General features: G+C 41.5%; 18 protein-coding genes. 6 read left to right on the top strand and 12 right to left on the bottom strand.

Annotation, left to right across the window (positions count from 1 at the left end):
• Window positions 1–105: 105 nt before the first annotated feature.
• The 10 genes from G9X62_RS08160 to G9X62_RS08115 all read right to left on the bottom strand — a co-directional run bounded on the left by G9X62_RS08160 (window position 106) and on the right by G9X62_RS08115 (window position 16,181).
• Window positions 106–1,536 (bottom strand): SusD/RagB family nutrient-binding outer membrane lipoprotein, encoded by a 1,431-nt coding sequence (locus G9X62_RS08160; RefSeq protein WP_223130237.1) that lies wholly within the window; start codon window positions 1,534–1,536, stop codon window positions 106–108.
• 21 nt (window positions 1,537–1,557) lie between these two features.
• Window positions 1,558–4,764 carry a SusC/RagA family TonB-linked outer membrane protein gene (locus G9X62_RS08155; protein ID WP_223130236.1) on the bottom strand — a complete coding sequence of 1,069 codons (3,207 nt, stop codon included), beginning with the start codon at window positions 4,762–4,764 and terminating at the stop codon, window positions 1,558–1,560.
• A gap of 139 nt (window positions 4,765–4,903) precedes the next feature.
• Complete coding sequence (locus G9X62_RS08150) at window positions 4,904–6,535, bottom strand: RagB/SusD family nutrient uptake outer membrane protein (RefSeq protein WP_223130235.1); 1,632 nt, start codon at window positions 6,533–6,535, stop codon at window positions 4,904–4,906.
• Window positions 6,536–6,575: 40 nt separating this feature from the next.
• Window positions 6,576–9,755: a SusC/RagA family TonB-linked outer membrane protein gene (locus G9X62_RS08145; protein ID WP_223130234.1), complete on the bottom strand. Its 3,180-nt coding sequence runs from the start codon at window positions 9,753–9,755 to the stop codon at window positions 6,576–6,578.
• 236 nt (window positions 9,756–9,991) lie between these two features.
• On the bottom strand, window positions 9,992–11,293 hold the full coding sequence (locus G9X62_RS08140) for a gluconate:H+ symporter (protein WP_223130233.1): 1,302 nt from the start codon (window positions 11,291–11,293) through the stop codon (window positions 9,992–9,994).
• Between the two features lie 39 nt (window positions 11,294–11,332).
• On the bottom strand, window positions 11,333–12,202 hold the full coding sequence (locus G9X62_RS08135; protein WP_223130232.1) for a sugar phosphate nucleotidyltransferase: 870 nt from the start codon (window positions 12,200–12,202) through the stop codon (window positions 11,333–11,335).
• Entirely contained in the window at window positions 12,199–13,254 is a 1,056-nt protein-coding gene (locus tag G9X62_RS08130) for a GHMP family kinase ATP-binding protein (RefSeq protein WP_223130231.1), read from the bottom strand. Before G9X62_RS08130 ends, G9X62_RS08135 begins: the two co-directional genes overlap by 4 nt.
• A gap of 1 nt (window position 13,255) precedes the next feature.
• Window positions 13,256–13,645 (bottom strand): group III truncated hemoglobin, encoded by a 390-nt coding sequence (locus G9X62_RS08125; RefSeq protein WP_223130230.1) that lies wholly within the window; start codon window positions 13,643–13,645, stop codon window positions 13,256–13,258.
• Entirely contained in the window at window positions 13,645–14,958 is a 1,314-nt protein-coding gene (locus tag G9X62_RS08120) for a vanadium-dependent haloperoxidase (RefSeq protein ID WP_223130229.1), read from the bottom strand. Before G9X62_RS08120 ends, G9X62_RS08125 begins: the two co-directional genes overlap by 1 nt.
• A gap of 59 nt (window positions 14,959–15,017) precedes the next feature.
• The gene (locus tag G9X62_RS08115; protein ID WP_223130228.1) at window positions 15,018–16,181 is read right to left on the bottom strand and encodes a protoporphyrinogen/coproporphyrinogen oxidase; all 1,164 of its coding nucleotides are present in this window, start codon (window positions 16,179–16,181) and stop codon (window positions 15,018–15,020) included.
• A 90-nt stretch (window positions 16,182–16,271) separates the two neighbouring features.
• On the opposite strand from G9X62_RS08115, the gene G9X62_RS08110 reads away from it, so the two are divergent.
• Genes G9X62_RS08110 through G9X62_RS08100 form a run of 3 tightly spaced genes read left to right on the top strand, consistent with a single transcriptional unit; the run spans window position 16,272 to window position 18,560 of the window.
• Window positions 16,272–17,033: an alpha/beta fold hydrolase gene (locus G9X62_RS08110; protein ID WP_223130227.1), complete on the top strand. Its 762-nt coding sequence runs from the start codon at window positions 16,272–16,274 to the stop codon at window positions 17,031–17,033.
• 7 nt (window positions 17,034–17,040) lie between these two features.
• Complete coding sequence (locus G9X62_RS08105; RefSeq protein WP_223130226.1) at window positions 17,041–17,679, top strand: CBS domain-containing protein; 639 nt, start codon at window positions 17,041–17,043, stop codon at window positions 17,677–17,679.
• Entirely contained in the window at window positions 17,679–18,560 is an 882-nt protein-coding gene (locus G9X62_RS08100) for an NAD kinase (protein ID WP_223130225.1), read from the top strand. Before G9X62_RS08105 ends, G9X62_RS08100 begins: the two co-directional genes overlap by 1 nt.
• 133 nt (window positions 18,561–18,693) lie before the next feature.
• Here the strand turns inward: G9X62_RS08100 and mutS are convergent, their stop codons facing one another.
• Window positions 18,694–21,339, bottom strand: a complete 2,646-nt coding sequence (gene mutS / locus G9X62_RS08095) for a DNA mismatch repair protein MutS (protein WP_261345570.1) — start codon at window positions 21,337–21,339, stop codon at window positions 18,694–18,696.
• Window positions 21,340–21,397: 58 nt separating this feature from the next.
• On the opposite strand from mutS, the gene G9X62_RS08090 reads away from it, so the two are divergent.
• From G9X62_RS08090 to pgeF, 3 genes are read left to right on the top strand one after another with little or no spacing between them, the layout of a single operon-like run.
• Window positions 21,398–23,155, top strand: coding sequence for a GMC family oxidoreductase (locus G9X62_RS08090; RefSeq protein ID WP_223130224.1), 1,758 nt, complete (start codon window positions 21,398–21,400; stop codon window positions 23,153–23,155).
• Between the two features lies 1 nt (window position 23,156).
• Window positions 23,157–23,780 (top strand): gluconate 2-dehydrogenase subunit 3 family protein, encoded by a 624-nt coding sequence (locus G9X62_RS08085; protein ID WP_223130223.1) that lies wholly within the window; start codon window positions 23,157–23,159, stop codon window positions 23,778–23,780.
• The gene (gene pgeF, locus G9X62_RS08080; protein WP_223130222.1) at window positions 23,770–24,513 is read left to right on the top strand and encodes a peptidoglycan editing factor PgeF; all 744 of its coding nucleotides are present in this window, start codon (window positions 23,770–23,772) and stop codon (window positions 24,511–24,513) included. Before G9X62_RS08085 ends, pgeF begins: the two co-directional genes overlap by 11 nt.
• Here pgeF and G9X62_RS08075 read toward each other — a convergent pair.
• Window positions 24,490–25,212 carry a carboxypeptidase-like regulatory domain-containing protein gene (locus G9X62_RS08075; protein ID WP_223130221.1) on the bottom strand — a complete coding sequence of 241 codons (723 nt, stop codon included), beginning with the start codon at window positions 25,210–25,212 and terminating at the stop codon, window positions 24,490–24,492. The genes pgeF and G9X62_RS08075 overlap by 24 nt on opposite strands.
• Window positions 25,213–25,234 lie beyond the last annotated feature (22 nt).

Genomic DNA, 25,234 nt, shown 5'->3' with positions numbered 1-25,234 from the left:
CATATATTGGCCTAATTATTCATTAATAAAGTTTATTAGTTACCCTAACAAAAAAAGGGTGACCCTTGCGGGTCGCCCTTTTTAATTCGTTCTAAAAACTAAGAATTAGTTTTTATCCCAGAACAACTTCGTAGTTACAACGTCACCACCAACTGCAGAAGCAGCCGCTGTGTAGTTAGCACCATTTAAAGTTTGCTCGTTAGCTGGATAAGATAAACGAGTTGGGAAGCCAGACTTAGCTTTTACTGGAGCAGTAATCACCGGGAAGTCTAAACGACGCAATTCAGTCCAACCTTCGTAAGGACGGTTGTAAAGAGCGATCCATTTTTGAGTTCCGATTTTTTGCTTCCAATTACCTGCAGCTGTAGTATAAGCTACATCAGGTTGAGCTAAATAAGCATCAGCCTCTGCTTGTGTTCCACCCCAATATAAGATAGAAGCAGTGATTGCTTTGTTATAGTGAGATTCAGCAGAACCAGCTACAGCATAACCACGCTCAGCCGCCTCAGCACGTAAGAATTCTGTTTCTACTACGTCAGCAAATACATAAGGATCAGCCGCAGCGATCACTTTAGCACCTGCACGAGAGAAATCAACGAATGTATTTGATTTACCTACGATACCACCAGCATAAGCACCAGCGTTATTTTTAGAGAAATACAAACCAGTACGTGGGTCATTCCATCCTAACAATTTATCCATTAAGTCTTTCGCAGCGATATAATCTTGACGACCACCTGTTACGATATCAACATATAATGGATTTTGGTTAGGAGATGCAGATTGGTATGCAAATAAACCGTTGTTTGCAGAAGCAGCAATTGCACCAGCATCAGACGCTTCTACCGCAGACTTAGCAGCAGCAGCATTCTCGTCAGCAACAATCATACCTAACTTCATTCGTAATGTGTTAGCAAACTTTAACCAGTTTGAAACAGAACCTTTGTAAACTAAATCTTCGCCTGAAGCAAAACCAGCAGCTGAAGTGTTCAATTTAGTGATGTCTGAGTTCAAACGTGCTAATAAATCCGTGTGGATTGTCTTAGCATCATCATACTTAGGGAATAAGTTAGTCGGTTGTAATGCTTCCGTGTAAGGAACATTTCCGAAAGTATTCACTAAGATAGAATACGTATACACTTGCATGATGTCGATAATCGCTAATTTATTCGCTTTCTCGCCAGCAGTTAACGTAGCATCCGCGTTGATTAACTTAGCTGATTCATTATAATCAGCTAACACATCACGGTACATTGTTGTCCACCATCCTTGAGGGATGTTACGAGTAGAGAAATCATATTGAGCTTCATCTTGGTATACAGCCATAGCCCAGTGGCTAACTGTAAAACGGAACACGTTCGTGTTCACACTAGCAGACGCTAAAGTCCCAGCAAGGGTCTTAGTCGCATTCGAGAACAAGGTAGGAGCTGGAACAGCTGCTGGCCTTTTAGTCTCGATATTTAATTGAGAGATATCTTCTGTACAAGCCGAGAATAATAACAACAGCGGTACAAAAACTTTTAACATATTTTTCATCTTTACGAAAATTTAGGATGATTAAAATAACAATTTAACGTTAAATCCAATCGATCTTGTTGTTGGATATGCACCTGATTGATATCCTTGGATATTACCAGAAGACAAGTTTTCTTCAGGATCTGCGTAAGGAACATATTTTTTAATGATCCAAAGGTTACGTCCGAAAACAGACACATCCACACCTTTAACGCCACCTAATTTAGCAACGATAGATTTTGGCAAAGAATACGTCAAGTTAGCCTCACGTAATTTGATATAAGAAGCATCGTAAACGAAAGCAGCAGCTGGGTTATAAGCATAACCGTATGTACCATAATCATTTTCTACACGAATATCATTCGGAGTACCGTCAGCTTTCACACCTGGCATAATTACACCACCACCTTCAGCGATTGTGTTACGAGATGGGTTACCTTTATCGTTCAATGCAGCTGATTCAGCATATACCCCTGTTGCAGCACCATAGTACTGATCTAGAGAGAATACGTTACCACCTTTTTTCACATCGATCAAGAAAGAGAATGAAACGTTCTTGTATTTGAATGTATTATTCAAACCACCGATCCAATCTGGATTCATGTTACCGATGTTGTTAGTTGTTGTAGTAGAGATAGAGTAACGACCGCTAGATCCAACTAATTTTTGACCATCTTTCAAGTTCCAAGTCTTTCCTTGTAACACACCATAAGGTTGTCCAACTGTTGCGTTCAAAGAAACACCACCTTGGAAAGAACCTAATTGTAAGTTTTGTGAGTTACCATATAAGCTCAATACTAATGATTGATTCTTAGTCCAGTTAGCATTCACATTCCAAGAGAAGTCAGCTGTCTTGATAGGCGTAGCATAAAGGCTTAATTCAAAACCTTTGTTCTCGATGTTACCAGCATTCACATAAGATGAAGAGAAACCAGTAGCAGATGAAACTGCAGCAGGTAAGATTTGATCTAATGTATTTGATTGGTAATACGTTGCATCAAAACCTAAACGGTTTTGTAAGAAAGCCATTTCTAAACCGATCTCACGAGATTGAGTTTGCTCTGGCTTTAAGATCGGGTTGTTTTGTGTACTAGGTACAGAGAACAAGATCGTTGAACCAAATGGAGCTGGTTGATCGTAAACGTTTTTGATCGCACCCCAAGGAGCATCATTACCTACAGTCGCCCAGTTAGCACGTAACTTACCAGAAGTCAACCAAGGAAGATCTTGGATGTGGTGAGAGAACAACCAAGAAGCTGAACCAGAGTAGTAGTTGTATTGGTTGTTTTCAACTGGTAACGTAGAAGACTTATCACGACGAACTGTACCGTCTAATGTTAAGAAACCTTTGTATGTTACTGTTAAACCACCAAACATACCGAATACCTCACGTGGAGAATATCCTTCTGACGCTGCAGCCACTGTACCTTTTGAGTTAGCTACCGAGTATAAACCAGGAACGATCAAACCACCGTTAGTCCCAGCAGAGATCGCACGTGTATAAGACTTACGTAAGTTCAAACCAGCTAAGGCTTTCACGTTTACATCTTTAATTACATCTTTATCAAAGTTAGCCATCAAGTCATAGTTCGTTTCGTTGAACGTACGATCTAAACGAGAATATCCAGGAGTAGCTTGAGAACCTACCGCAGTACGTTCTTCTTGCAATTCATTGTATGTATCTACTGTGATACGTCCTAAGAACGCTAAGTATGAAGTTGCTTTGTAATCTAATTGAGCATTACCGAAGATACGAGTACGTGTATCTGTCTCATAGTTTTGGTAACGAGTCCAATAATAGTTATCTGTGTAGATTGGTTTTAAACCAGCTGCAGATGAAGGATCACCCCAGTTCCAAGTAACGTTTTGATTGTTGCGGAAATAAGCTTCTTTTTGCTCAACTAAGTCAACGTTAGTTTGGTACCATTGACGGAAGTTTTGATTAACGTTTTGTCCAGAATAACCTGAACCGTAACGACCTTTACCATCTACGATAGAGAAGTTAGCTACAGCAGAAGCTGTTAATTTCTCATTCACATTGTAAGAACCACCTAAGTTAACGATGTTCTTCGTTACATTAGAGTTAGGTAATGTACCACGCTCTTCGTTACGCGTAAAGCCTAATTTATAAGTACCCTTATCGTTTGCACCATCTAACATAATGTTAGTGTTGTTAGAGATAGCAGTCTCATAGAAAGTTACTGGTGTGTTTGCAGCAGCAACCCATGGCTTCATTTTCTTGTAGTTAGGACCTGCAGGATCAAAAGCATCCCAGTGGTAAACCATTAAGCTAGGGTTGAATTTCACACCGTAAGAAGCATCTTCAGCTGTAGGAACAACTAAATCATTCGTTCCGTCACCATTTGCATCAAAATACAAGAAACCATCTTTTTGGTATGGATCAGAGTAACCTGCACCGTATTGGTTTTGGTAAGTAGGGAAAGTTGACTTATCAATTGTTCCTACTGTCAAGCCAGCGTTGATTGTTAAACCTAAACCACGCTTAGCTTTCTTAGTTGTGATCATGATCACACCATTCGAAGCACGAGAACCGTAAAGAGCAGTTGCCGCAGCACCTTTCAATACCGTCATGTTTTCGATATCATCTGGGTTAATATCAGATGCAGCGTTACCGTAATCATAACCACCACGACCTGTTTGTTGGTTACCTGAGTTTTTGTTCGTGTTATCGATTGGCACACCGTCTACTACAAATAGCGCTTGGTTGTTACCAGTCAATGATTTGTTACCACGAACTACCACGTTAGTAGAACCACCGATTGCATTACCTTGGATGATTTGTAAACCCGCAACTTTACCAGATAATGCTTGAATAGCGTTACCAGTACGAACACGTGTTAGCTCTTCTCCTTTCACTTGCTGAGCAGCATAAGGTAATGAGTTCTTTGTACGAGTAAGACCCAAAGCCGTTACAACCACCTCATTTAACTCAGAAGCATCTGTCGCTAAAACTACGTTGATTGAACTTTGGCTTCCTACTGAAACCGTTTGTGGCTTGTAACCCACAAAGCTGAAAGTGATTGCAGCACCATCACCTACTGTAATTTTGTAAGTACCATCCGCTGCTGTGGTTGTACCACGAGATGAACCTTTTAGGCTGACACTAACTCCCGGAAGAGCCGCACCATCCTCTGAAGCTGTAACCTTACCGGTTACTTGCCTTGTTTGAGCCATTGATGTGCTGAATACAGCCAACACCAATACCCCAAGGAGTAATAGTTTTTTCATGTTGTTGAGTTTAATTAATGAAAAAATAATATAAAACGTCTGGCAAATTAGGAATTTTCCGATATACCGCCAAACATTTGGCACAAAAAAAGAGGCACCATCTCAGGATAGTGCCTCTTTCAATAAAAATTAAAAATTCTTATTTAGGATTTGTCGTAGGTGCAGAACCCGCGCCAGCTGGATTATTCGCTAACTCATTGTTAGGAACATCCCAATAATCTAAATAACCATATTTAATCGTTGCGTTCGTAGAGATAGATGAACCATCTTTAGAGATAACCACCGCACCTGTGCGACCGCCATCTAATACGCCCCAACGACGAGCATCGTAGAATGATAAACCACGGAAAGCTAAAGCCACACGGCGTTCTTTACGTAATTCTTCTTTTACAACAGCAGCATTTGTAGAAGTGATCGCAGCAATTCCAGCACCTTGGTACTCACGAACCGCATTAATGCTTGCAGCAGCACCTGCTACATCACCTTTCCACAATTTAGCTTCTGCTTTCATCAACTCATTTTCCTCGTAAGAACCTAATAAGAAGATTTCTGCATTTCCAGCTGTACGGTTAACATATGTATAAACACCTGCTAAACCATTACCACCATCCTTGATTGCATAACGTGTGTTAAATGCATTACCACGGTCAGAGTTACCTACCCATACGGTATAAACTTTGAAGTTTTGAGCTAAACGCTGGTCACCCGTATTGAAATCCTGAATTAAACGCTCAGAGATTTTATACGTTCCACCTGATGCGTTAGAACCTACTGCACGCGCAGCCACAGAATAGTTAGAAGAACCAAAGATATCTCCATTCGCATTCGTGTTACCAGCAAATACTGGATCAGAAGCACCTACACCTGCATTAGTCAACGTAAGAATAGCATCCCACTGAGCAGCAGTCATCGTAGCTGCAGGAGTATTTACTAAGATATTACGCGCCTTCATGGTGTTCAAGTTTTTGATCCACTGACCAGCAGTAGGAACCGCACCTTTTTCCGTTTGGAAGAAATCCGGAATTAAAGCCGTAACGATCTCCTCAAAATCTCCTGATGCACCTGAAGCATTTACAGCTGTTGCTGCTTTGTCAAAATTAGCATTTGATTCAGCAATCATCGCCTCTTTCGTTACATACGTATTGTTTGTAACCGATGGAGTGTTCACAATTAAACCCGCATAGTATAATGAACCAAGACGAGCATAAGCTAAACCTTTCCAAGTATAAGCCCATGCCTTGATTGCATTTTTCTTTGCTGTTGCATCACCTGTAAATGTAGTCTTATCCACTGCATCTAAAATAGTGTTGCAAGCATTGTTTAATTGGTACATCATCGCCCACTCATGCCAACCTGGGTTACCACCTTGTTGTGAGTTTGTATTGATTGCACGCAATAATGATTTCTGCAATGCAGGGCTATTTGGATTAGCTACTTGCGTTCCATTATCTAATGTAACCATATCTGGAGAAGACAAGTTATTCATGTAAGTGTTCGCTGCTTCAGCTGAAACAACATCACCCATTAATTCATGAATACCTACTACACCATTGTAGAAAGCTCCTACAACACCATCATAATACTTATTACCAGCAGAAGTAAATCCGTTTTTGTAAACAGATCCTTGTGCTAAAGCAACGATACCAGCCTCAGACGCAGCCGTCGCAGGAGTAGGCTGATTTGGATTTTGGATATCCAATTGATCCTTGCACGACATAACCGATCCAGCTAAAAGCAGAAAGGAAAGCGCGGTTATTTTTATGTTTTTCATTTTTTTCAAATTTAAATGATACCTTTTTCTCAATTCTGAATTAGAAACCAATGTTCAACTGTACTTGGTATGAACGTAAGTTTGGCATCGTATTGTGATCTGTTCCACGATCCCAAGCAGAGTTAACTCCACCTGAAGAGATCTCTGGATCTAAACCAGTATAGTTTGTTAACGTATACAAGTTACGTCCTGAAGCTACTAATTGTAACTTACGGAAAGATTTCAAGCCGAACGCTTTCACTAAATCAACACCTACAGAAAGGTTACGTAAACGAGCGAATGAAGCATCTTCATAGAAGTAGTTCTTCGTACCGTTACGAGAAACCTCAGCATATACACCACGGTAGAATGCAGACCAAGCACCTGTTTCACCATTGATGGTGATTGGTTGTTGGTAATCAGAGTGGATACCATCACGGTACATCCATTCTTTTGTTTGGTTGTATACGTGTGCACCTTGGATCAAATCAACTTGTAAGTTGAATGAAACGATACCTTTCCATGTTAAATCTGTAATGAATGAAGCATTGAAATCAGGATTAGGATCACCGAAGCTATATTGTCCTGAAGAGAAATAAGGAGCTTTCGTTGATTTCTTAACTACCCAACCATTGCTAGCCACTTCGTATTGAGAACGAGATGCCTCAGGAATAGCTACCGTACCATCTGGTAAAACAGCATCTAAGCTATGTATACCCATGAAACCGTATAACTGACCGATTTTCTCGCCAGCACGTAATACATAACCAGTAGAACCAGCACCTGAAAGAACAACTACCTCAGCACCACCACGAACCGCTGTGATTTCTGAAGTTTGCTTTCCAAAGTTCGTAGTGAAATTCCAAGTCCAATCTGCATCTCTGTAGATCTGAGCGTTTAAGCTAGCTTGGATACCATTTGATCCTAAAGAGAACGCGTTATCTTTTACCGTACCGATACCTGTAGAAGGCGCAGCATCTACTTCAAAGATCGCATTGTCTGTCGAACGCTTCCAGTAAGAAGCTGATAAATTCACATTGTTTAACCAAGCTGAATTTTTACCTAAGTTCAAACCGATATCTGTACCAATTTCTAATTCTTTAGAAATCTCTACGTTCAAGTTAGGATTAGATTGCGTTAATGGAAAGAAGAATGCATTTCCACCACCAATAACACCTGTATTCAACGTGATGTAACGGTCAAAAGCTCTTGGCTGAATACCTGCCTCACCATACGCTGCACGTAATTTGAAATCTTCAACCGTCGTGCTGATCGCAGAGTTCTTGAAAATTCCTAATTCAGATACACGTAAGTACGCATCACCACGAGGGAACGTTTGCGGAGTAGACGCAGCACCGAAAGCTGACGAGAAGTCCGTACGGAAACCACCTGAGATACCACCAATCGTACCATAGTCAAAACGTTGTGTTGCTAAGTAACCATACGTAATAAATGGCTCTTTGTAATCACGGTATACTTTTGTTTCAGCTGCTTGTGAAGTATTCACTGGCGTGTAGTTCGGCATACCGATACCATAAGAAACATAAGAAGTGTTCAAACGATTTCTGTAGTCAAATGCCACTTGCGTAGTAGTACGTAATGGGATGTTGATGTTGAAATCTTTTTGGAAATCTGTTTTGAAAATCGCAGAACCTAAGAAGTTTTGCAATGAACTAGCATACTCATAACGGTTCAACTCACCTGTTGCATCATTACCATTAAAGTTATAATACCAGTATTGTTGATCCATGATGTTTTTGTTACCTGTTTGGTTCAAGTACGTGTAAATCGTCTTGTCTGTTTGGTAGTTAACACCATATTTCGCGTCTAAAGACACAAACTTGTTGATCTCGTAGTTTAAGTTCAAGCTTTGAACGATATCGATACGATCTGAATTTGTCTTCGTGTAGTAGTTAACCGCGTTCGGGTTGTAACCATTCACACCTACTGCATCTCCCATATAACCTGGGTAGTTTCCGTCAGCATCTTTCCAATCATAATCCACGAATGGACGAGAGTTGAATACAGAATAGATGATCGAACGACCAGTACCATCATTAATCGTGTTCTTTGTATACACTAATTGAGTGATAGAACGCAATTTCAAACCTTTTGCTAATTCGAAACCTAAGTTAGCCGTCATGTTCGTACGATTCAAACCACCCACATTTTTGAATGGACCTGCATTATCAGAGTTTGATAAAGAGAAGTTGAAATCACTTTTCTCAGAACCACCAGAAATAGATAATGAGTTGTTGTAGTTCGTTGTAGGAGTAAAGAACATACCGAAGTGATCATAATACTTCAAGTTCTTATCGTAAGGCTTGTTGATCTGAACCGTAGGGTCAGTCGAAGCAAAGATTACGTTTTCTCCATATGAACCATAGATAGGATCTAATGCCAAAGGTTGGCCAGAACCACCGATAACTTCATTGTTTGCATTGGTTTTGAAACCGTGCTTATCTGCTTTACGCAAACCACCTACGTTTAAAGGTGTAGAGTTGATAACAGATGAAGCGAAATCAATATTCACTTTACCTGCTTTACCTTTTTTCGAGAATAATTGAATTACCCCGTTCGCACCTTGTGCACCATAGATAGTAGCAGCAGCTGCACCTTGGATAACTTCCACTTTCTCGATGATGTTTAAATCGATTGAGTTAAGGTCAGTTGAACCTACCTCAACTCCATCTAATAAGATCATTGGAGAAGTACCACGGTTAATCGTGTTAATACCACGTAAAACGATACTAACTGGTTGACCCGGCATACCGTTTCCAGAAGAAATCTGGGCACCCGCAATTTTACCTACTAAAGCCTGATCTACTGAAGCAGTAGGAACTGATGGTAAATTTTTAGCGGTGATCGCTTGTACATCGATAGCGGTTGAACGCTTATCGATTGCAGAACCTGTACCCGTTACGACAACCTCTGATAATTGACGCGTATCTGTCGCCAATTTAACATCGATAACCGATTGGTTACCTACTGCAATTGTTTTGGGGTTTAATCCTACAAAAGAGAAAACTAATGTAGCTGAACTTGGCACAGATAATGAATAGTTACCATTCACATCTGATTGAGTTCCTTTGCCTGTACCTTTAATAGCTACAGTAACACCTGGAAGACCAGAACCGTCCTCGGCCGAGGTCACCTTTCCTGAAACTTTTCTATCCTGTGCGAAAAGACTCGCTACAGATAGAATCGTAACCAGAAAAGTCATGAGTAAATTTTTTTTCATGAACATTTAAGTTAGGGTTGAAAAAAGTTGTTGATAAATAAATCAATCGCTCGAAAATTAACAAAATGTTAATAAACAAACAAAAAAAAGATCAAAAATGACGAATAATCAAGCAGCAAAATGAGAATAATCAGTCTTTTATACTGAAAAACAGCTGATTAAGCGTATAATATTTGGATAAATACAAATTATCGGCAAAGTGATAAATTTTGTATTTTTCTGATACAATAGAACAATTACAAGAATTGATTCAAGATCATCACTCCAGCTAAACCAGTAATCGACACAATAGTCTCCATGAGGGACCACGAACGCAATGTCTCTTTCACCGTTAAATTGAAGTATTCTTTAAATAACCAAAAACCTGTATCATTGACATGAGAGAACATCAAACTACCTGCGCCGATGCTTAAAACCATTAAGTTTGCATTTACTCCGCCTGAAGCCACTAATGGATAAATCATACCCGCTGCAGTCAAGCCTGCAATCGTGGCCGAACCCAAGCAAACGCGAATAATGGCTGCCATCATCCAGCCTAAAACAAGGGGGTGAATAGGTAAGCCACCTAAGTAGGACGCAATTTCTTTGCTGACTCCAGAAACCAATAGAATCTCTTTCAAGGTTCCTGCACCGGCAATAATCAATAGAATCATGGCCACGTCTTTCACTGCCTCTCCATAGACATTCATCACTTCCTCGATTTTCTTACCACGGCGAATCCCTAAGATATAAGTAGCGACTAAAATAGCCACTAACATGACCATCGCTGGATCAGCGATGAATTTCACCACCGGAGAATCAGGTAATTGCACTTCGGCGATTGTGGTACCCACTAACAGAAATACCGGAAAAAGGGCGGCAATGAAGCTAGCCGTTTTACTTGGCAGATTCGTTTCATCCACTTCGGATGCTGCGAATGATTTTAAGGGTTTGACGGGAAGATGGGCTAAGGTTTTGGCAAAAATAGGGCCCGCCAAAACAATCGCCGGAATAGCGACCATAATTCCCAACATCAACGTTTCCCCCATGTTCGCGTGAAACTGCGCCACTAAAGCCGCGGGAGACGGATGCGGCGGCAAAAAACCATGCGCCACAGACAAGGAGGCCATCATAGGTACCCCAGCCATCAGCGGTGGAATCTTGTATTGCTGTACCAAAGAGAAAATCAATGGGATCATTAAAACAAAACCCACATTGTAAAATAAAGGAATACCGATGACGAAACCTGTCAGCATCAAGCCCCAGGTGATGTTTTTCAATCCAAACAAATCAATTAAAGTCCCTGAAATCTGTTTAGCTGCACCAGAACTAGCTACTAATTTACCCAGCATCGCCCCTAGCACTAAAATAACCACCAAAGAACCGAGGGTATCCCCTAGCCCTTTTTGGATCGATTTAGCAATATCGGGCAAAGGTAAACCCAGGCAAACGCCGGCGAAAAGACTAACTAATAAGAAGGCTATAAAAGAATTGACCTTCCAGTACGTGATTAAAAGTACTAAAAGGCCAAGGCTTGCAATTACGATGAATAAAGTCATAGAGTGAATAGGTTATCACTCACAATTTACTACTATGCTTTAAAAATCGCCATATGTTTCTTCTAAATATTTCTGCATCACTAAAATATCCTCCTTAGAGGTTAAATCAGGCACATTTTCCGCTAATGGAATCGCAAAAAATCCTTTTCCCTCCCCTTCGCCAAACATCACAACAGAGGTAGGCAATTCTTTTTCATTACGTACGGCGTGGAAAGGAGTCTTAGCTAAATACGGCAAGAAAGTACTCGCCTCAAACACAAACACGTTCATACTTACGCCTAAACGACCTTGCTTCGCCATTAATTCTTCCGCCTGCTCTTTTGTAGGCTTCTCGATAATCTCCAATAAATACCCCTCAGCATCCGTGCGAATCAAGGCAAAAGCCGAAATACGCTCCTCCGGATACAATAAACTATCGCGGTGATATGAAATCAAGGCTTGCGGAACTTCAGATGCCCAAAGTGTCTTCAACGCATTCACTGAATACAAGTTATCCGAATTACACACAATCACGCGACCTGTTTGCCAGTCTGTGTGCTGAGATAAAGCCTGATATACTGCATCTGCCGTACCCGCTGGCTTTTCGCGATCCGCCGCAATTTGCTGGCGAGCGAAGACGATTTTCATTCCCCAAGTAGCATCTTTGGCCATTAAAGACTCACAATACTCCTGCGAAACGCTATCCGTCGGATGTAACAATAACATCACCTCTTCGATTCCCGCTAAATGCGCATTGTATAATTGGTAATCAATCAACGTCTTGCCGTTCTTTCCCACCTGAATCATCCCTTTGGTCACCGCGTTCGCCTGTGCCACTAATTTCGGGTCTAAATCACTGTTCTCTTCCGCTAAAGCTTTTTTCATGCGAGAGGCCATGCCACCCGCTAAAATCAATAATCTCTTTTTCATTTTATTTTCGTTGTTCCTTTATCTACTGTAATAATATAGGCCTTCCCACCCACTTTCTCTATCGCCTCGACCACTTTTTCTGGATTCTCAGGGGCATAAGCAAACATACATCCGCCACCACCTGAACCGTTTATTTTTCCTCCCAAAGCTCCTGCCTCTAACGCAGCCTGAATCATTCGATTAATCTTGGGAGTAGAAATGCGTTTGTGTTCCCGCAAATTTACTTGATGTTCATTTAATAACGAACCTAATTTTTCATCTGACCATTCGATTTTTCCTTCAAACATCGCTTTTGCCTCTAGCAGCAAATCGCGGTCACTAATATTCGATTGCAAAAGCACCCATTCATCCTCAGTTAACAAGTCGCGGTATTTTGCAGGATCTATTTCTGTCGATAAATCAAAATCTGGGTATTTTACTAGAATTTTTTTCATCCCACCTAACATCCCAAACTTCACGTGACTCAATATTCCCAAGGTATCTTTAGGCTCCATCGAATCCCCTAAAACAAAGGTACCTAACTCTCTGGCATACGTCTGGATGTTAATTTCCGGGACAGAGGCTAAATAAATCACATTACCCACCGCCGTTGAATACTGGTCCATCATCCCACCAGGCTCTGAAAACTCAAGTACCTCCGCTTCGTAGGTAATCTCACCTACTTGCTTTTGGGTATAGCCTAAATCATAGATTTCGTTCAAAAAATTTACCCAGGAAACCAGCAAAGCTGAAGAACTAGACGTTCCGGAATTGATTGGGATATTACCGCTTACTGTTAATTCCAAACCTTTGTCTAAGCGATGCCCTTTACGGTACAACACGTTCAGCACACTCTTGAAATAATCTCGCTCTTTTGTGTAGGCTAAGGGATAAATTAGCTCGAAAGATTCTTCCGCTCCTACATCCGGCAACGAAAAATGCACGATAGTATCCTCCCTGAAATCACCGTCGATTTGAATACGTTTCGATATCGCAGCTGCAATCACAGGCAATCCTAAATAATCTTGGTGTTCGCCAAAAAGACAAATACGACCCGGGGTTGATACGATCATCTTAAGCAGGGTGTTTCGTTAAATAATCCAATTTATAAGCCCACGTGGCAGCAATATTTTCTGCCTTCGTAATTGCCTCTTCCGTCTTAGGCCCTTCAAATAAATCGCGAAGTGTTTCGCGGAACATTCCTAACCATCGCTCAAAGTGAGCGGGCGTAATCGGATGAATCTGATTAATCTGCAAATGAGGTCGCATAGGAGCTCCTTGATAGGAAGTCCCCTGAAACAACAACATCTCCCAAAAATCATACATTTTAGGGAGATGCGTCGAAAAATCCACGTGCATCACTTCCATGAAAACCTTTCCCACTAAATCATCTGAGGGCATTTTAGCATAAAATGCATCCACAAATGTTTGAATGTCGGCTTTCGAAGTGATGTCGCTTTTCATTACTTTATTTTCACTTTTGCCAGCAATTGATTTGCCACTTTTGCCCCTTGAATCACACCTTGATCTAAGGCAGGACGGAAGTGAATTCCGCCATACAATCGAGAAATAGAAGCTTCATCCGCTGCTTGTTTAAACGAGGTAAATTTACGTGGTGGCAACCCATAAGGAATCTCCGTAGAATCATTAAAGGCCACATTATCACCATATAATTTTGTCAAAACCGTAGCCGCCGCACTTGAAATAGTACTATGTCCAGACGTGTATTCTGGGAAAGGAGGAGTCTGTAAAATCGGTATCCATTTCTTGTCAATGCTATTATTAATCACCGTCTCTGGACGAATTCGTATTGAACGGTATTTCTCATCCCAGCAAGAAATAAATCCATCAAAAATAGACATCGAAGTCATCACAAATGCTTCCGCCACCTGAACGTGTGTTTTCTTTAATTGACGTGAAACTTGTCCCACAATTCCCATCCAGTGTCCACCTGGTGACATCTTTTTGGTTGCAAACATAGCATGACCTGTAATATTCATTTTAAATGGATTGCAATCCCAGAAATTAGCAATGTTACGCTGTTCTTCCGTTAGATTTTTGACCGTATTATACGATTCCATCACTTCTTTGTAATAAGGTGTTCCGGGTGTCAAATCAAACTTAGATGGCACTGGAGCCTGAAATTGAGCTGACGAATCAAGTCCTACGGGACGAATTTTAGTCCAGAATGGCTCTACCGCATCCATATAGGCCGGTGGAGTGGGTGTCCAAGTTCCTGGATCATTCGTCACAGTGAAACGAAAACCGCGCGTTTGTTTGTAATTATCTTTCGCCGCATATTTAAACACAGATTCAGCAATCGAATCACCTAAAGCAATCGAACGCTCATATACGTCATCCGGAATACCCGTTGCTCTATAATCCTCCTCTAATTTCTTATCGAATTCTTCGTATAATTCTTGTGCAAATGTCAATTTCTTACCCATCGTTAAAAAAGCACGATTAGAGGCTAATGGATAACAATATTCCTTGCCTTTTTCGGGTTGAGCGACCTTTTCAAAACCATTGATTTGACCTACTAAAGATTTGTACCCTTTCTCCCCATGAATAGCCGCCTCATATCCGGCGATACTAGCGTACATGTAAATACGGGATGAAACAGGGGGAGCGAAAATGTCGTGAATGATACTTTCGGTTAACATCACTTCCGCACGAATTAAAAACTCAGGATTGGAAGCCGCTTTTTGGTAGTCTTTGTTCGAGCTAGAACAAGCTGCTACGAACAATACAGCGAAAAGGAAGATAATTTTTCTCATGTAGGGTTTGATTAACCAAACAAAGGTACGAAAATCAACCATAATTTGACTGACGAAAATCAGGATCTGTCCAAAATTTCTTCCGCCGCTTTCCTCCCTGATTGTAGCGCTCCTTGCAAGGATGGAAATTCCAAATAATCTCCTGCTAATGCGATGCCATTGGCCGCATTTTTTACAGTCTCATAGGCGTCCACTTTTTGTAAAGAATGAGGAATATCAAAACTTTCAATAAAGGTCAATTTTTGCCCCAGCAATTGCTTTTCAAGCACCTCTTTCACCTCTTTTTCTGAACTATTATAAAGACTCGTAGCAGAATATAAAGCTTTTCCCTTAGGTGCTAATTCCGGGTTCACATCCGTCAAACACGTATAATGAAGTAAATGTTGCTCTCCTACTAAGCGCAATAAGGCGGGTTCTGTTGCAGCCTTTTTTGCTGAAAAATAAAACGTTCTAGAGGCTAAGGTTTGAGGCGTTTGTAACCCAAAAAGCTTCGCAGCCACCGGCAAATCCACCGCTAAAATAACAGCATCCCCTTCTATGATTTCACCCGATTTTAGGGTAACACTGGTGGGCGAAATAGCGACAATTTCTTGATTTAATTTAAGTTTATCTGTAGGCAAATAGGAGGCCATTTGATCTGGAATAGCCTGCATTCCACCCGAAGGAATCGCCGCATTTCCATACAAAAACTGTTGCAAATAATAGAAAAATAAAGAAGCCGGTTGAGATAGTGTCTCTTGTAATAAAACTCCTTGAAAAAATGGAATCAAGAATTCGTTCTTAAAACGATCAGAAAATGTATAGGATTCGATTAACTCTTGCGTTGTTTGCTTATTCCCATCTATAGCAGGCACATCACCTTGTAATCTGAACCAGATTTTTGCTAACGAATAGGCATCCTTGAAAGTAAGGATATCAGACGAAAACAAATCAAAAGGGCGGCGAAGCGGGTTGAAAAACGTTTGATCTTTGATCTTTGCACCCGATTCAAAAAAATGTAACTGCAGTTTTGAAAGATCTAAAGAGCGCTGCACTTCCGGATAAGAAGTTTGCAGTACTTGAAAACCGCGGTCTAAAATAAATCCATCTTTTTTAATCGATGAAACTCGCCCACCTAAACTTGCTTGCTTTTCAAACAAAATGAAGTCTGTGTTGTTTTGATGTAAAATATTGGCTGCTTGCAAACCTGCAATTCCACCACCAACAATCAAGATAGGTTTCATAGATAAATTATATTTTTTAAAACACTGCAAAATTAAAATTGTTTAACATTCTTTTTATTAAATTGCAGTTTATAAATACAAAAATCCTCAATGGAGTACCTAATTAAGGAAGAAGGAGAGTACCGTTACATCGATGAAGGACAAGGTGAAACCCTTTTATTACTTCACGGATTGTTTGGCGCATTGAGCAATTGGGCTGAAGTGATTAATCACTTCAAGTCAAATTACAGAGTCATCATTCCACTGATGCCTATTCACGATATGCCTATTAAAGAGGCTGGTTGCGAAGGATTAACCGTATTTATTGAAGGGTTTGTAGACTTTAAAGGTTTGGACACCTTTAGCGTAATAGGTAATTCATTAGGTGGCCATGTCGCATTGATATATACTCTAAGTCACCCTGAAAAGATCCAACGATTGATTTTGACCGGTTCATCCGGACTATTCGAAAACTCGATGGGCGGTTCTTATCCGAAGCGCGGAAATTACGAGTTTATCAAAGAGCGTGTTGAATATACTTTTTACGACCCTAAAACGGCGAGCAAAGAATTAGTAGATGAAGTATTCGAAATTACGAATAGTATTCCTAAAGTGATGCGCATTATTGCCATTGCAAAGTCTGCACAGCGAAACAATATGGCCAAAGATATTGTACATATCAAGGCTCCTACCCTACTGATCTGGGGTTTAAATGATACCATTACTCCACCAGAAGTCGGACACGAATTCAATCAATTAATTCAGGGCTCTACCCTGCGATTCATTGATAAATGCTGTCACGCACCTATGATGGAAAGGCCTACAGAATTCAACGAAATTTTAACCGAATGGTTAAATCAGAACCCCGTCTAACATGTTAATGCTTTCACACCTAAATTATGATTTACCGGTGTTGCGCTTGACAGATTCAGTCGCGAAAGCGCTGAAGACGCTCCGCACCCAAGGTGTAAATACATTAGCGGTGGTCGAAAATAAGAATTTCATTGGACTTGTTTCCTCGGAAATTTTAAGTCAGGCTTTATCGTCTGAACAATCCCTTGCAGATCTGAGAACTCATTTTTCCACCTTTCGCATGGAAGAGGAGGAGGATGTATTAGCTAGCTTACCTTGGTTTGATGAACCAACCTTAGATGTTATTGCCATTACTAATGGGGAAGGATCATTTAGAGGTTATTTGACCAAAAATGAAGTAGGAAGCCTACTGTTGAATTCAGGTCTAGAAAATAAAAATGGCGGAATTATCCGCATCCCATTTCAAGCATCACGAGATAGCTTGAGTACGATTATTCGTATCATTGAGGAAGAAAATGGATTTGTCGTACGCAGTTTTTTCCAAGAACCGAATGTGGTTCTTCAGGTTCAAACCGAGACCTTTGGCAAGATTATTTCCAACCTAGAAAGACACGGAATTTTCATAGAAAAAGCCTTTGTTTTTGGGGAGCAATTAGAAGTAGATCAAGACCGTTTTGATCATTTAATGCGTTTTATTGACCTATAATGAGTGTACAATTAGCCATTCATGGAAAAACCTTTTCGGCTGAAACCAAGCCATTAATGGAGAAAATGTGGGCGGATATTTGTGCTAAAAACTGCCAACCCATCCTCTCCGACTTCTTCAAAAATCACCTCCTGGAACACGGTTTCTCGGTGGCGGAGGTGCCCAGTTATTCTATTGAAAAAGGGCTAGAGTCTGCGGATATGGCTTGGAGTATCGGTGGCGATGGAACACTGTTAGAAACATTGACTCAAATTGGTGCCAAAGAAATTCCCATCCTAGGTATTAATACCGGCCGATTGGGCTTTTTAGCCACCCTTTCACCCCCAGAAATTAGCGCTGCACTAGACACCGTTTTACAAGGAAATTACCGCATCGAAAATAGAAGCTTGGTTTCCGTTGAATCCGAGGTTGACTTTTTTGATGGTAAAGGTTTTGGCCTAAATGAAGTGGGTATTATGAAGACTGACACGTCTTCGATGATTACCATTAAAGCATTCGTAGACGGCAATTATTTAAACTCGTATTGGGCTGACGGACTTATCGTGTCTACAGCCACTGGATCCACTGGTTATTCATTAGCCGTGGGAGGTCCATTAGTGATCCCGAGTTCCGATATATTTATCATTGCACCTATGAGCCCGCACAATTTAAATGTGCGTCCGCTCCTCGTTTCAAGTTCAGCAGTTTTAACTTTTGAGGTGAGTTCAAGAAGTAAAAACTTCCTTATCTCGTTGGATTCCCGTTCCAAAGTAATCGATAGCCATTTCAAAATCGAAGTCAAAAAAGCCCCATTTTCGGCGAAATTAATCAAAATTCCAGGGGATGATTTCTTGCAGACGTTGAGAAGTAAGTTGAATTGGGGACTAGATGTCAGAAATTAATTTAATTCATTCAAAAACGTGCTGCGCAATGTTTTTCGAATGAATTAAATCAATTTCTCTTATTGCGATTTAGAGTTGATTGAGTTTTCTAATTCACAAAATTATTACGCAGCACAATTTTAGAATTAGAAAACTAAAGCAATCGCTTTAATTCATTCAACTTCAGCAACGCCTCAATCGGCGACAACGAATTCACATCCAATTCCTTTAATTGATCCTCGATTTTTTGAAGGCCTTCCGGAATTTCTGCGCCAAAAAGACTCATCTGGTAGTTAGCCTTCGGCATCTCTTTCAGCTTATCGATGTTATCTTCTAAGACGTGATCTTTCTCGAGGTTTTGAAGAATCTCATGTGCACGTAAAACGAGTGACGTAGGCATCCCAGCTAATTGAGCCACATGAATACCAAAACTATGGGCACTCCCACCTGGCAATAATTTGCGCAAGAAGATGATTTTATTGCCGACCTCTTTCACCGAAACGTGGAAGTTTTGGATGCGCGGGAAGTCCTGCGTTAATTCGTTTAATTCGTGGTAGTGGGTGGCAAATAAGGTTTTGGCCTTGTAAGTAGGGTGATTATGCAAGTGTTCTGCTATTGCCCAAGCCATCGAAACCCCATCATACGTGGATGTTCCACGACCGATTTCGTCCAACAACACCAGAGAACGAGACGATAAATTATTCAAAATCGCCGCTGTTTCCGTCATCTCGACCATGAAAGTGGATTCGCCTTTGGACAAATTATCAGAGGCACCCACGCGGGTGAATACCTTGTCCACTAAACCCAACATCGCGGATTCAGCTGGAACATACGATCCCATCTGAGCTAACAATACGATCAAGGCGGTTTGACGCAATAAAGCTGATTTACCAGCCATATTGGGACCGGTAATCATCATTATTTGCTGCGTTTTGTCGTCTAAATAGATGTCATTCGGGACATAATTTTCGCCGGCTGGCAACTGTTTTTCGATCACCGGGTGGCGACCACCTTTGATATCGATGATCTCTGTTTCATTTAATGCCGGACGAACATAGTTATTCTTCTTCGCAACGGTAGCAAAGGAGGCTAATACATCGAGTGTGGCAATTCCGAGTGCATTCTGCTGAATCTGAGTTATATAACCTAATGCAGTCTCCACTAATTCTTGAAATAGGCGGAATTCAATAACGGATATTTTATCCTCTGCACTCAGAATTTTCTCTTCGTAAATCTTTAATTCTTCGGTAATATAACGTTCCGCATTCACTAAAGTCTGTTTGCGAATCCACTCGGGAGGCACACGGTCTTTGTGAGCGTTTGTCACTTCTAAATAATACCCAAAAACCTTGTTATAGGAAACCTTCAAAGAAGTAATTCCCGTTCGCTCAATTTCGCGCTTTTGGATATCGGCTAAGAAGTTCTTTCCAGAGCTTGAAAGCCCGTGTAATTCATCTAATTCCGCTAAATAGCCACTATTAATCATTCCCCCTTGGTGCACTAACACGGGTGGATCTTCGCGTAAAATCGTGTCAATTTTTTCCACTAATTCTGCGCAAGTATCAAGGCTGTTCGCAAGACCCGAAAGGCTCGGTGATGTAGACGCTGATAACAAAGTTTTAATCTCTGGAATCTGTTGCAAGGCCTTCTTCAAGGCATTTAATTCACGCGGATTAATGCGGCCTGCGGCGACTTTGGAAATCATCCGCTCCACATCACCAATCGGTTTTAATAAGTCGGAAACTTGATCCAATAAGGTATCTGAGGCAAGTAAACCTGCCACACCCTCTTGGCGTTGTTCGATCGTTTTTAATTCTTTCAAAGGCAATACCAACCATTTTCGAAGTAAACGACCACCCATCGCCGTCAACGTTTGGTCGATGAGCGCAATTAAGGGAACTCCACCTTCTTGAGTCGGATGAATTAATTCTAAGTTGCGAATGGTAAAGCGATCTAACCAAACGTATTTATCTTCTTCAATGCGTTGAATTGAAGATATATGACCGATCGCGCGGTGCTCTGTTTCAGCTAAATAATGTAAAATAACCCCAGCAGAAACGATGCCGAGTGGACTATTTTCGATCCCAAATCCTTTCAGATTTTTGGTCTTAAAATGTTGTGTTAATAGCGGGTACGTGAATTCGTGAGTAAAAATCCACTCCTCCATCGTAAAGCTGTGAAATTGTTCTCCAAACGCATCGATGAAGGCATTGCGATGTTTTTTGGGATACAAGATCTCGGCCGGCAGAAAACTTTGGACTAACTTCTGAATATAGGCCAAAGGCCCCTGAGAGCACATAAATTCTCCCGTTGAAATATCAAGTAAGGCAATTCCGTAGGTGGCCGTTTTTTCCTCTAGAGAAATAGCCGCCACGTAATTATTGCGCTTATTATCTAGGACTTGATCATTAAACGAAACACCCGGCGTCACTAATTCCGTTACCCCACGCTTCACAATTCCCTTAACAGTCGCCGGGTCTTCTAATTGATCACAAATGGCTACTCGTTCGCCTGCACGCACTAATTTAGGCAAATAGGTGTCCAACGAATGGTGTGGAAAACCCGCTAATTCCGCATCGGCATTTCCATTATTACGGCGCGTCAAAACAATTCCTAAAATTTTCGAGGCTTTCACCGCATCTTGGCCAAAGGTCTCGTAAAAGTCCCCCACACGGAACAATAAAATAGCCCCCGGGTATTTCGCCTTGATTTGATTAAACTGCCTTGAAAGTGGGGTTTCCCCTTTTTTCAATGGCTCCTCTCCGTTGTCTGCTTTCCTTGCCAAATATTTCTTTTCTATTAATGACAAAAATAAACCAATTTTTCTATTTTTGATTTCTCTAAACCAGATTAACAAAATGATTAACTCTTCTATTTACATTAAATCTCAACAAGAGGTTTTTGATGTAGTGATCGTAGGTTCCGGTGCGGGTGGCGGTATGGCTGCACACACGCTGGCAAAAGCTGGAGCAAAAGTGTGCATACTAGAGGCTGGACAGCCTTTTGACCCTGCAGATCCGAAAGACATGACCCAAATGAAATGGCCGTACGAATCGCTTCGCCGTGGAGCGAGTTCTTCGCTACGTAATTTTGGCGATTTCGATGCGGCTTATGGCGGCTGGGATATCGAAGGTGAACCTTATACCCGAAAAGATGGAACGAAGTTCGACTGGTTCCGATCACGAATGGTAGGTGGCCGTACGAACCACTGGGGACGCATTTCCTTGCGTTTTGGTCCAGATGATTTTAAACGAAAAAGTATCGATGGGCTAGGCGATGACTGGCCTATCGGATATGATGATATGAAGCCCTATTACGATAAGGTGGACAAAATGATTGGGGTTTTTGGGACAAATGAAGGCCTAAGAAATGATCCAGATGGTTATTTCTTGCCTCCTCCTAAACCTCGTCTACACGAATTAATGATTAAAAAGGCGAACAAAGCCTTAGGCATCCCGACTTATCCGTCGCGAATGTCGATGTTAACGAAACCGATCAATTCTGAACGTGGATCTTGTTTCTATTGCGGCCAATGTAACCGCGGTTGCTCTGCCTACGCAGATTTCTCTTCGTCATCGGTATTAGTCAAACCAGCTGTCCAAACCGGAAATACGACTTTACTTCCCTTCGCTATGGCGAGAGAAGTAATGACGGATCCAGTTACTGGTTTAGCTACGGGTGTTTCCTATGTACACACGGGAACGATGATGGAATATTCTGTTAAAGGAAAAATTGTCGTTTTAGCGGCTTCTGCAGGTGAAACGGCTCGTTTATTATTGAATTCGAAAAGCGCGCGCTTCCCCAATGGTATCGCAAATTCGAGCGGTGTCGTAGGAAAATATATCAATGACTCCACTGGAGCCTCTCGTTCCGCGATTATTCCGTCCTTATTTGACCGGAAACGCTATAACGAAGATGGTGTTGGTGGTATGCACGTGTATACCCCTTGGTGGTTAGATAACGCAAAATTAGACTTCCCACGCGGATACCACATCGAATATGGTGGCGGTATGGGAATGCCAAACTACGGTTTCGGCTGGGGAATTGAAGGCCTAAATGGGCGGGAGAATTTCAACCGCGATGGTATTAAGAAAGCGGCCGGTGGATACGGGGCGACCTTGAAAGAGGATTACCGCCGTTTCTATGGCGCTTATGTCGGTTTTGCGGGTCGCGGAGAACCGGTTCCACGCGAAGACAACTACTGCGAAATTGATCCAAACGTTGTAGACAAATTCGGTATTCCAGTACTTCGTTTCCATTATAAATGGAGCGATTACGAAGTGAAGCAGGCCAAACACATGCAAGACACCTTCGAAGAAATTATTCACTCCATGGGTGGCGAGGCTTTAGGTAAGAAACCTGGCGCAGAAAACAATTACGGTTTAGCGGACCCTGGTCGTATCATTCACGAAGTAGGAACGGCTCGTATGGGAAATGACAAGAATACATCCGTACTTAATTCGAACTGCCAAGCGCATGACGTGAAGAACTTGTTCGTGGCAGATGCCGCTCCATTCGTATCACAAGGCGATAAAAATGCGACTTGGACGATTTTGGCCCTATCCTTACGTACATCTGAATACATTATCGATCAACGCAAAAAAGGCAACCTGTAAGATGAAAAGAAGAGACTATTTAAAAAATATGGGCTTAAGTTCACTGGGCTTAGCCGTTTTCAATCCAGATGAAAAAGCGATTGAGAATTTAAATTTGGGTAAAGTTCCAGTCAAAAGACCGAATGGTCGCACGCAAGATGAGGCAGAACAAGAGGCCGCGCTAAAAGCCGAAGTATTCTTGAACGCGCACGAGTTAGCGACGATCACGGTGTTATCTGACATTATCATTCCAGCAGATAAGAAATCTGGTAGCGCCTCACAATCAGGCGTAACTGCCTTTATCGAGTTCATCGTGAAAGACAAAACGGAATTCAAAACGCCTATGCGCGGTGGATTGCGTTGGTTAGATGTAGAATCAAATAAGCGCTTCTCGAAAAACTTCATCGATATTACGCCCAAACAGCGCATTAACATCGTGGATGATATCGCTTACCCTGGTAAAACGCCTAAGCACCTAACACAAGGAGAATCTTTCTTCACGTTGATGCGAAATTTAACGGCAACTGGCTTTTACACGTCTAAAATGGGTATTGAAGACCTAGAGTACAAAGGAAATACACCTAACCAATGGAATGGTGTTCCGGATGAAGTATTAAAACAATATGGGTTAAGTTATGACGCCTAGTCGTTTCGTTAGACCCACTATTTTTCAATCTATTCCAGGCCTCGTGGCGGGTGTTAGCACCCGCCACGGCGGCTTAAGTAAAGCGCCTTATACCTCTTTGAATTTAGGTGTCCATACCGATGATGAAACAGCAGTCATCGAACAAAATCTTTCGCTTTTTTGTGCAGATCTAGGCGTGTCCCCTGCTGATTTAGCCCGCTCCTATCAGGTGCACGGCGATAAAATTTGGGTGACTGGTAGAGCCGGATATCAATCCGGATTCGATGCAATGATTTCTATTCAGCCTGGTGTTTTTGCCGGTGTGGGGATTGCGGATTGCACGCCCATTTTACTAGCTGACCCCGTTACGCACGTTTGTGCTGCGATTCATGCCGGCTGGAAAGGCACGGTGGCGCAAATTGTCCATAAAACAGCCAAACGCATGATTGAGAACCGAGGGTCTAACCCAAAGGATATCCTAGCTTACATAGGCCCTTGCATTAGTTTTGCACATTTCGAGGTGGGAGATGAAGTAGCCGCTCAGTTTGATGAGGCCTTTAAATCGCGCAAAGGTGCTAAATGGCATGTGGACTTAAAAGCGGCGAATAAGACACAACTACAATCCCTAGGCATTCAACAAATTGAAGTGGATCCAGCTTGTACGGTGGAAAATAATGTAGACTTCTTCTCTCACAGAACAGAAAAGGGAATGACGGGGAGAATGTTAGCCTTAATTGGATTTCAAGCTACGTAAGAACATTTGGCGATTCAAATTCTCCTTGGGCAAGAACTCATAGGCCTTTTTATAATCCTTGCGTTTTAGATCCCCATTCTTTATCGATTTGATAAAATTAATCCAGGCAAATGGATTGGTTAAAGCAAGAGTAGGATCACTGAAGAAATTTTTATTGGCCTGAGACGAAATCATCATGTCAGAGAAATTTCTAAAATTTGAAGATGCTCCCATCCCAGCTTGCAAGGCAAAAACGTTTAATTTGGATTGTTCTAGGTTATTTCTGGCATTATCACGCTGTTGCGCGTCCCGCAATTGCATCGCTAAAAATGCCTTTTTAAACTCTTCTTCGCTGGAATGCGGGAATACTTTCACTTCACGTAACATCGTCGTCATCTCTTCCATCGGAATAATCACTTGATGCACTAATTCCGTATCGCGTGGCACAATGTAGTATTTCTTCTTATACCCAATGTAAGAAATCACCAAACTATCGCCGGGAAAAACATACATATCTACCTGGCCAAAATTATCACTTAACGCACCTCGTCCCGCTTGAGGATTAAATACATACGCTAAGGGAAGGAATTCAGCATTCGATGAAGCCACCACTCGGCCCTGAAATAAGACCGTTTTGTCTTGTCCTTGTGAAAAGGAAACAAGCGATACTAGACACAAAGCCAGTATACCCAAAACACGAACAGCTACTCGTTTTTTCATAAAGCCGAAATTAAGCAAAAAA

This window comes from Aquirufa lenticrescens (genome assembly GCF_019916085.1).
GTDB lineage: Bacteria > Bacteroidota > Bacteroidia > Cytophagales > Spirosomataceae > Aquirufa > Aquirufa lenticrescens.
This window is presented reverse-complemented; position numbering and strand designations above follow the sequence as displayed.

Bases quoted from the DNA above. Each gene is read 5' to 3' on its own strand.
- G9X62_RS08160 (WP_223130237.1), bottom strand. From the start codon at position 1,536: ATGAAAAATATGTTAAAAGTTTTTGTACCGCTGTTGTTATTATTCTCG.
- G9X62_RS08155 (WP_223130236.1), bottom strand. From the start codon at position 4,764: ATGAAAAAACTATTACTCCTTGGGGTATTGGTGTTGGCTGTATTCAGC.
- G9X62_RS08150 (WP_223130235.1), bottom strand. From the start codon at position 6,535: ATGAAAAACATAAAAATAACCGCGCTTTCCTTTCTGCTTTTAGCTGGA.
- G9X62_RS08145 (WP_223130234.1), bottom strand. From the start codon at position 9,755: ATGAAAAAAAATTTACTCATGACTTTTCTGGTTACGATTCTATCTGTA.
- G9X62_RS08140 (WP_223130233.1), bottom strand. From the start codon at position 11,293: ATGACTTTATTCATCGTAATTGCAAGCCTTGGCCTTTTAGTACTTTTA.
- G9X62_RS08135 (WP_223130232.1), bottom strand. From the start codon at position 12,202: ATGAAAAAGAGATTATTGATTTTAGCGGGTGGCATGGCCTCTCGCATG.
- G9X62_RS08130 (WP_223130231.1), bottom strand. From the start codon at position 13,254: ATGATCGTATCAACCCCGGGTCGTATTTGTCTTTTTGGCGAACACCAA.
- G9X62_RS08125 (WP_223130230.1), bottom strand. From the start codon at position 13,645: ATGAAAAGCGACATCACTTCGAAAGCCGACATTCAAACATTTGTGGAT.
- G9X62_RS08120 (WP_223130229.1), bottom strand. From the start codon at position 14,958: ATGAGAAAAATTATCTTCCTTTTCGCTGTATTGTTCGTAGCAGCTTGT.
- G9X62_RS08115 (WP_223130228.1), bottom strand. From the start codon at position 16,181: ATGAAACCTATCTTGATTGTTGGTGGTGGAATTGCAGGTTTGCAAGCA.
- G9X62_RS08110 (WP_223130227.1), top strand. From the start codon at position 16,272: ATGGAGTACCTAATTAAGGAAGAAGGAGAGTACCGTTACATCGATGAA.
- G9X62_RS08105 (WP_223130226.1), top strand. From the start codon at position 17,041: ATGCTTTCACACCTAAATTATGATTTACCGGTGTTGCGCTTGACAGAT.
- G9X62_RS08100 (WP_223130225.1), top strand. From the start codon at position 17,679: ATGAGTGTACAATTAGCCATTCATGGAAAAACCTTTTCGGCTGAAACC.
- G9X62_RS08090 (WP_223130224.1), top strand. From the start codon at position 21,398: ATGATTAACTCTTCTATTTACATTAAATCTCAACAAGAGGTTTTTGAT.
- G9X62_RS08085 (WP_223130223.1), top strand. From the start codon at position 23,157: ATGAAAAGAAGAGACTATTTAAAAAATATGGGCTTAAGTTCACTGGGC.
- pgeF (WP_223130222.1), top strand. From the start codon at position 23,770: ATGACGCCTAGTCGTTTCGTTAGACCCACTATTTTTCAATCTATTCCA.
- G9X62_RS08075 (WP_223130221.1), bottom strand. From the start codon at position 25,212: ATGAAAAAACGAGTAGCTGTTCGTGTTTTGGGTATACTGGCTTTGTGT.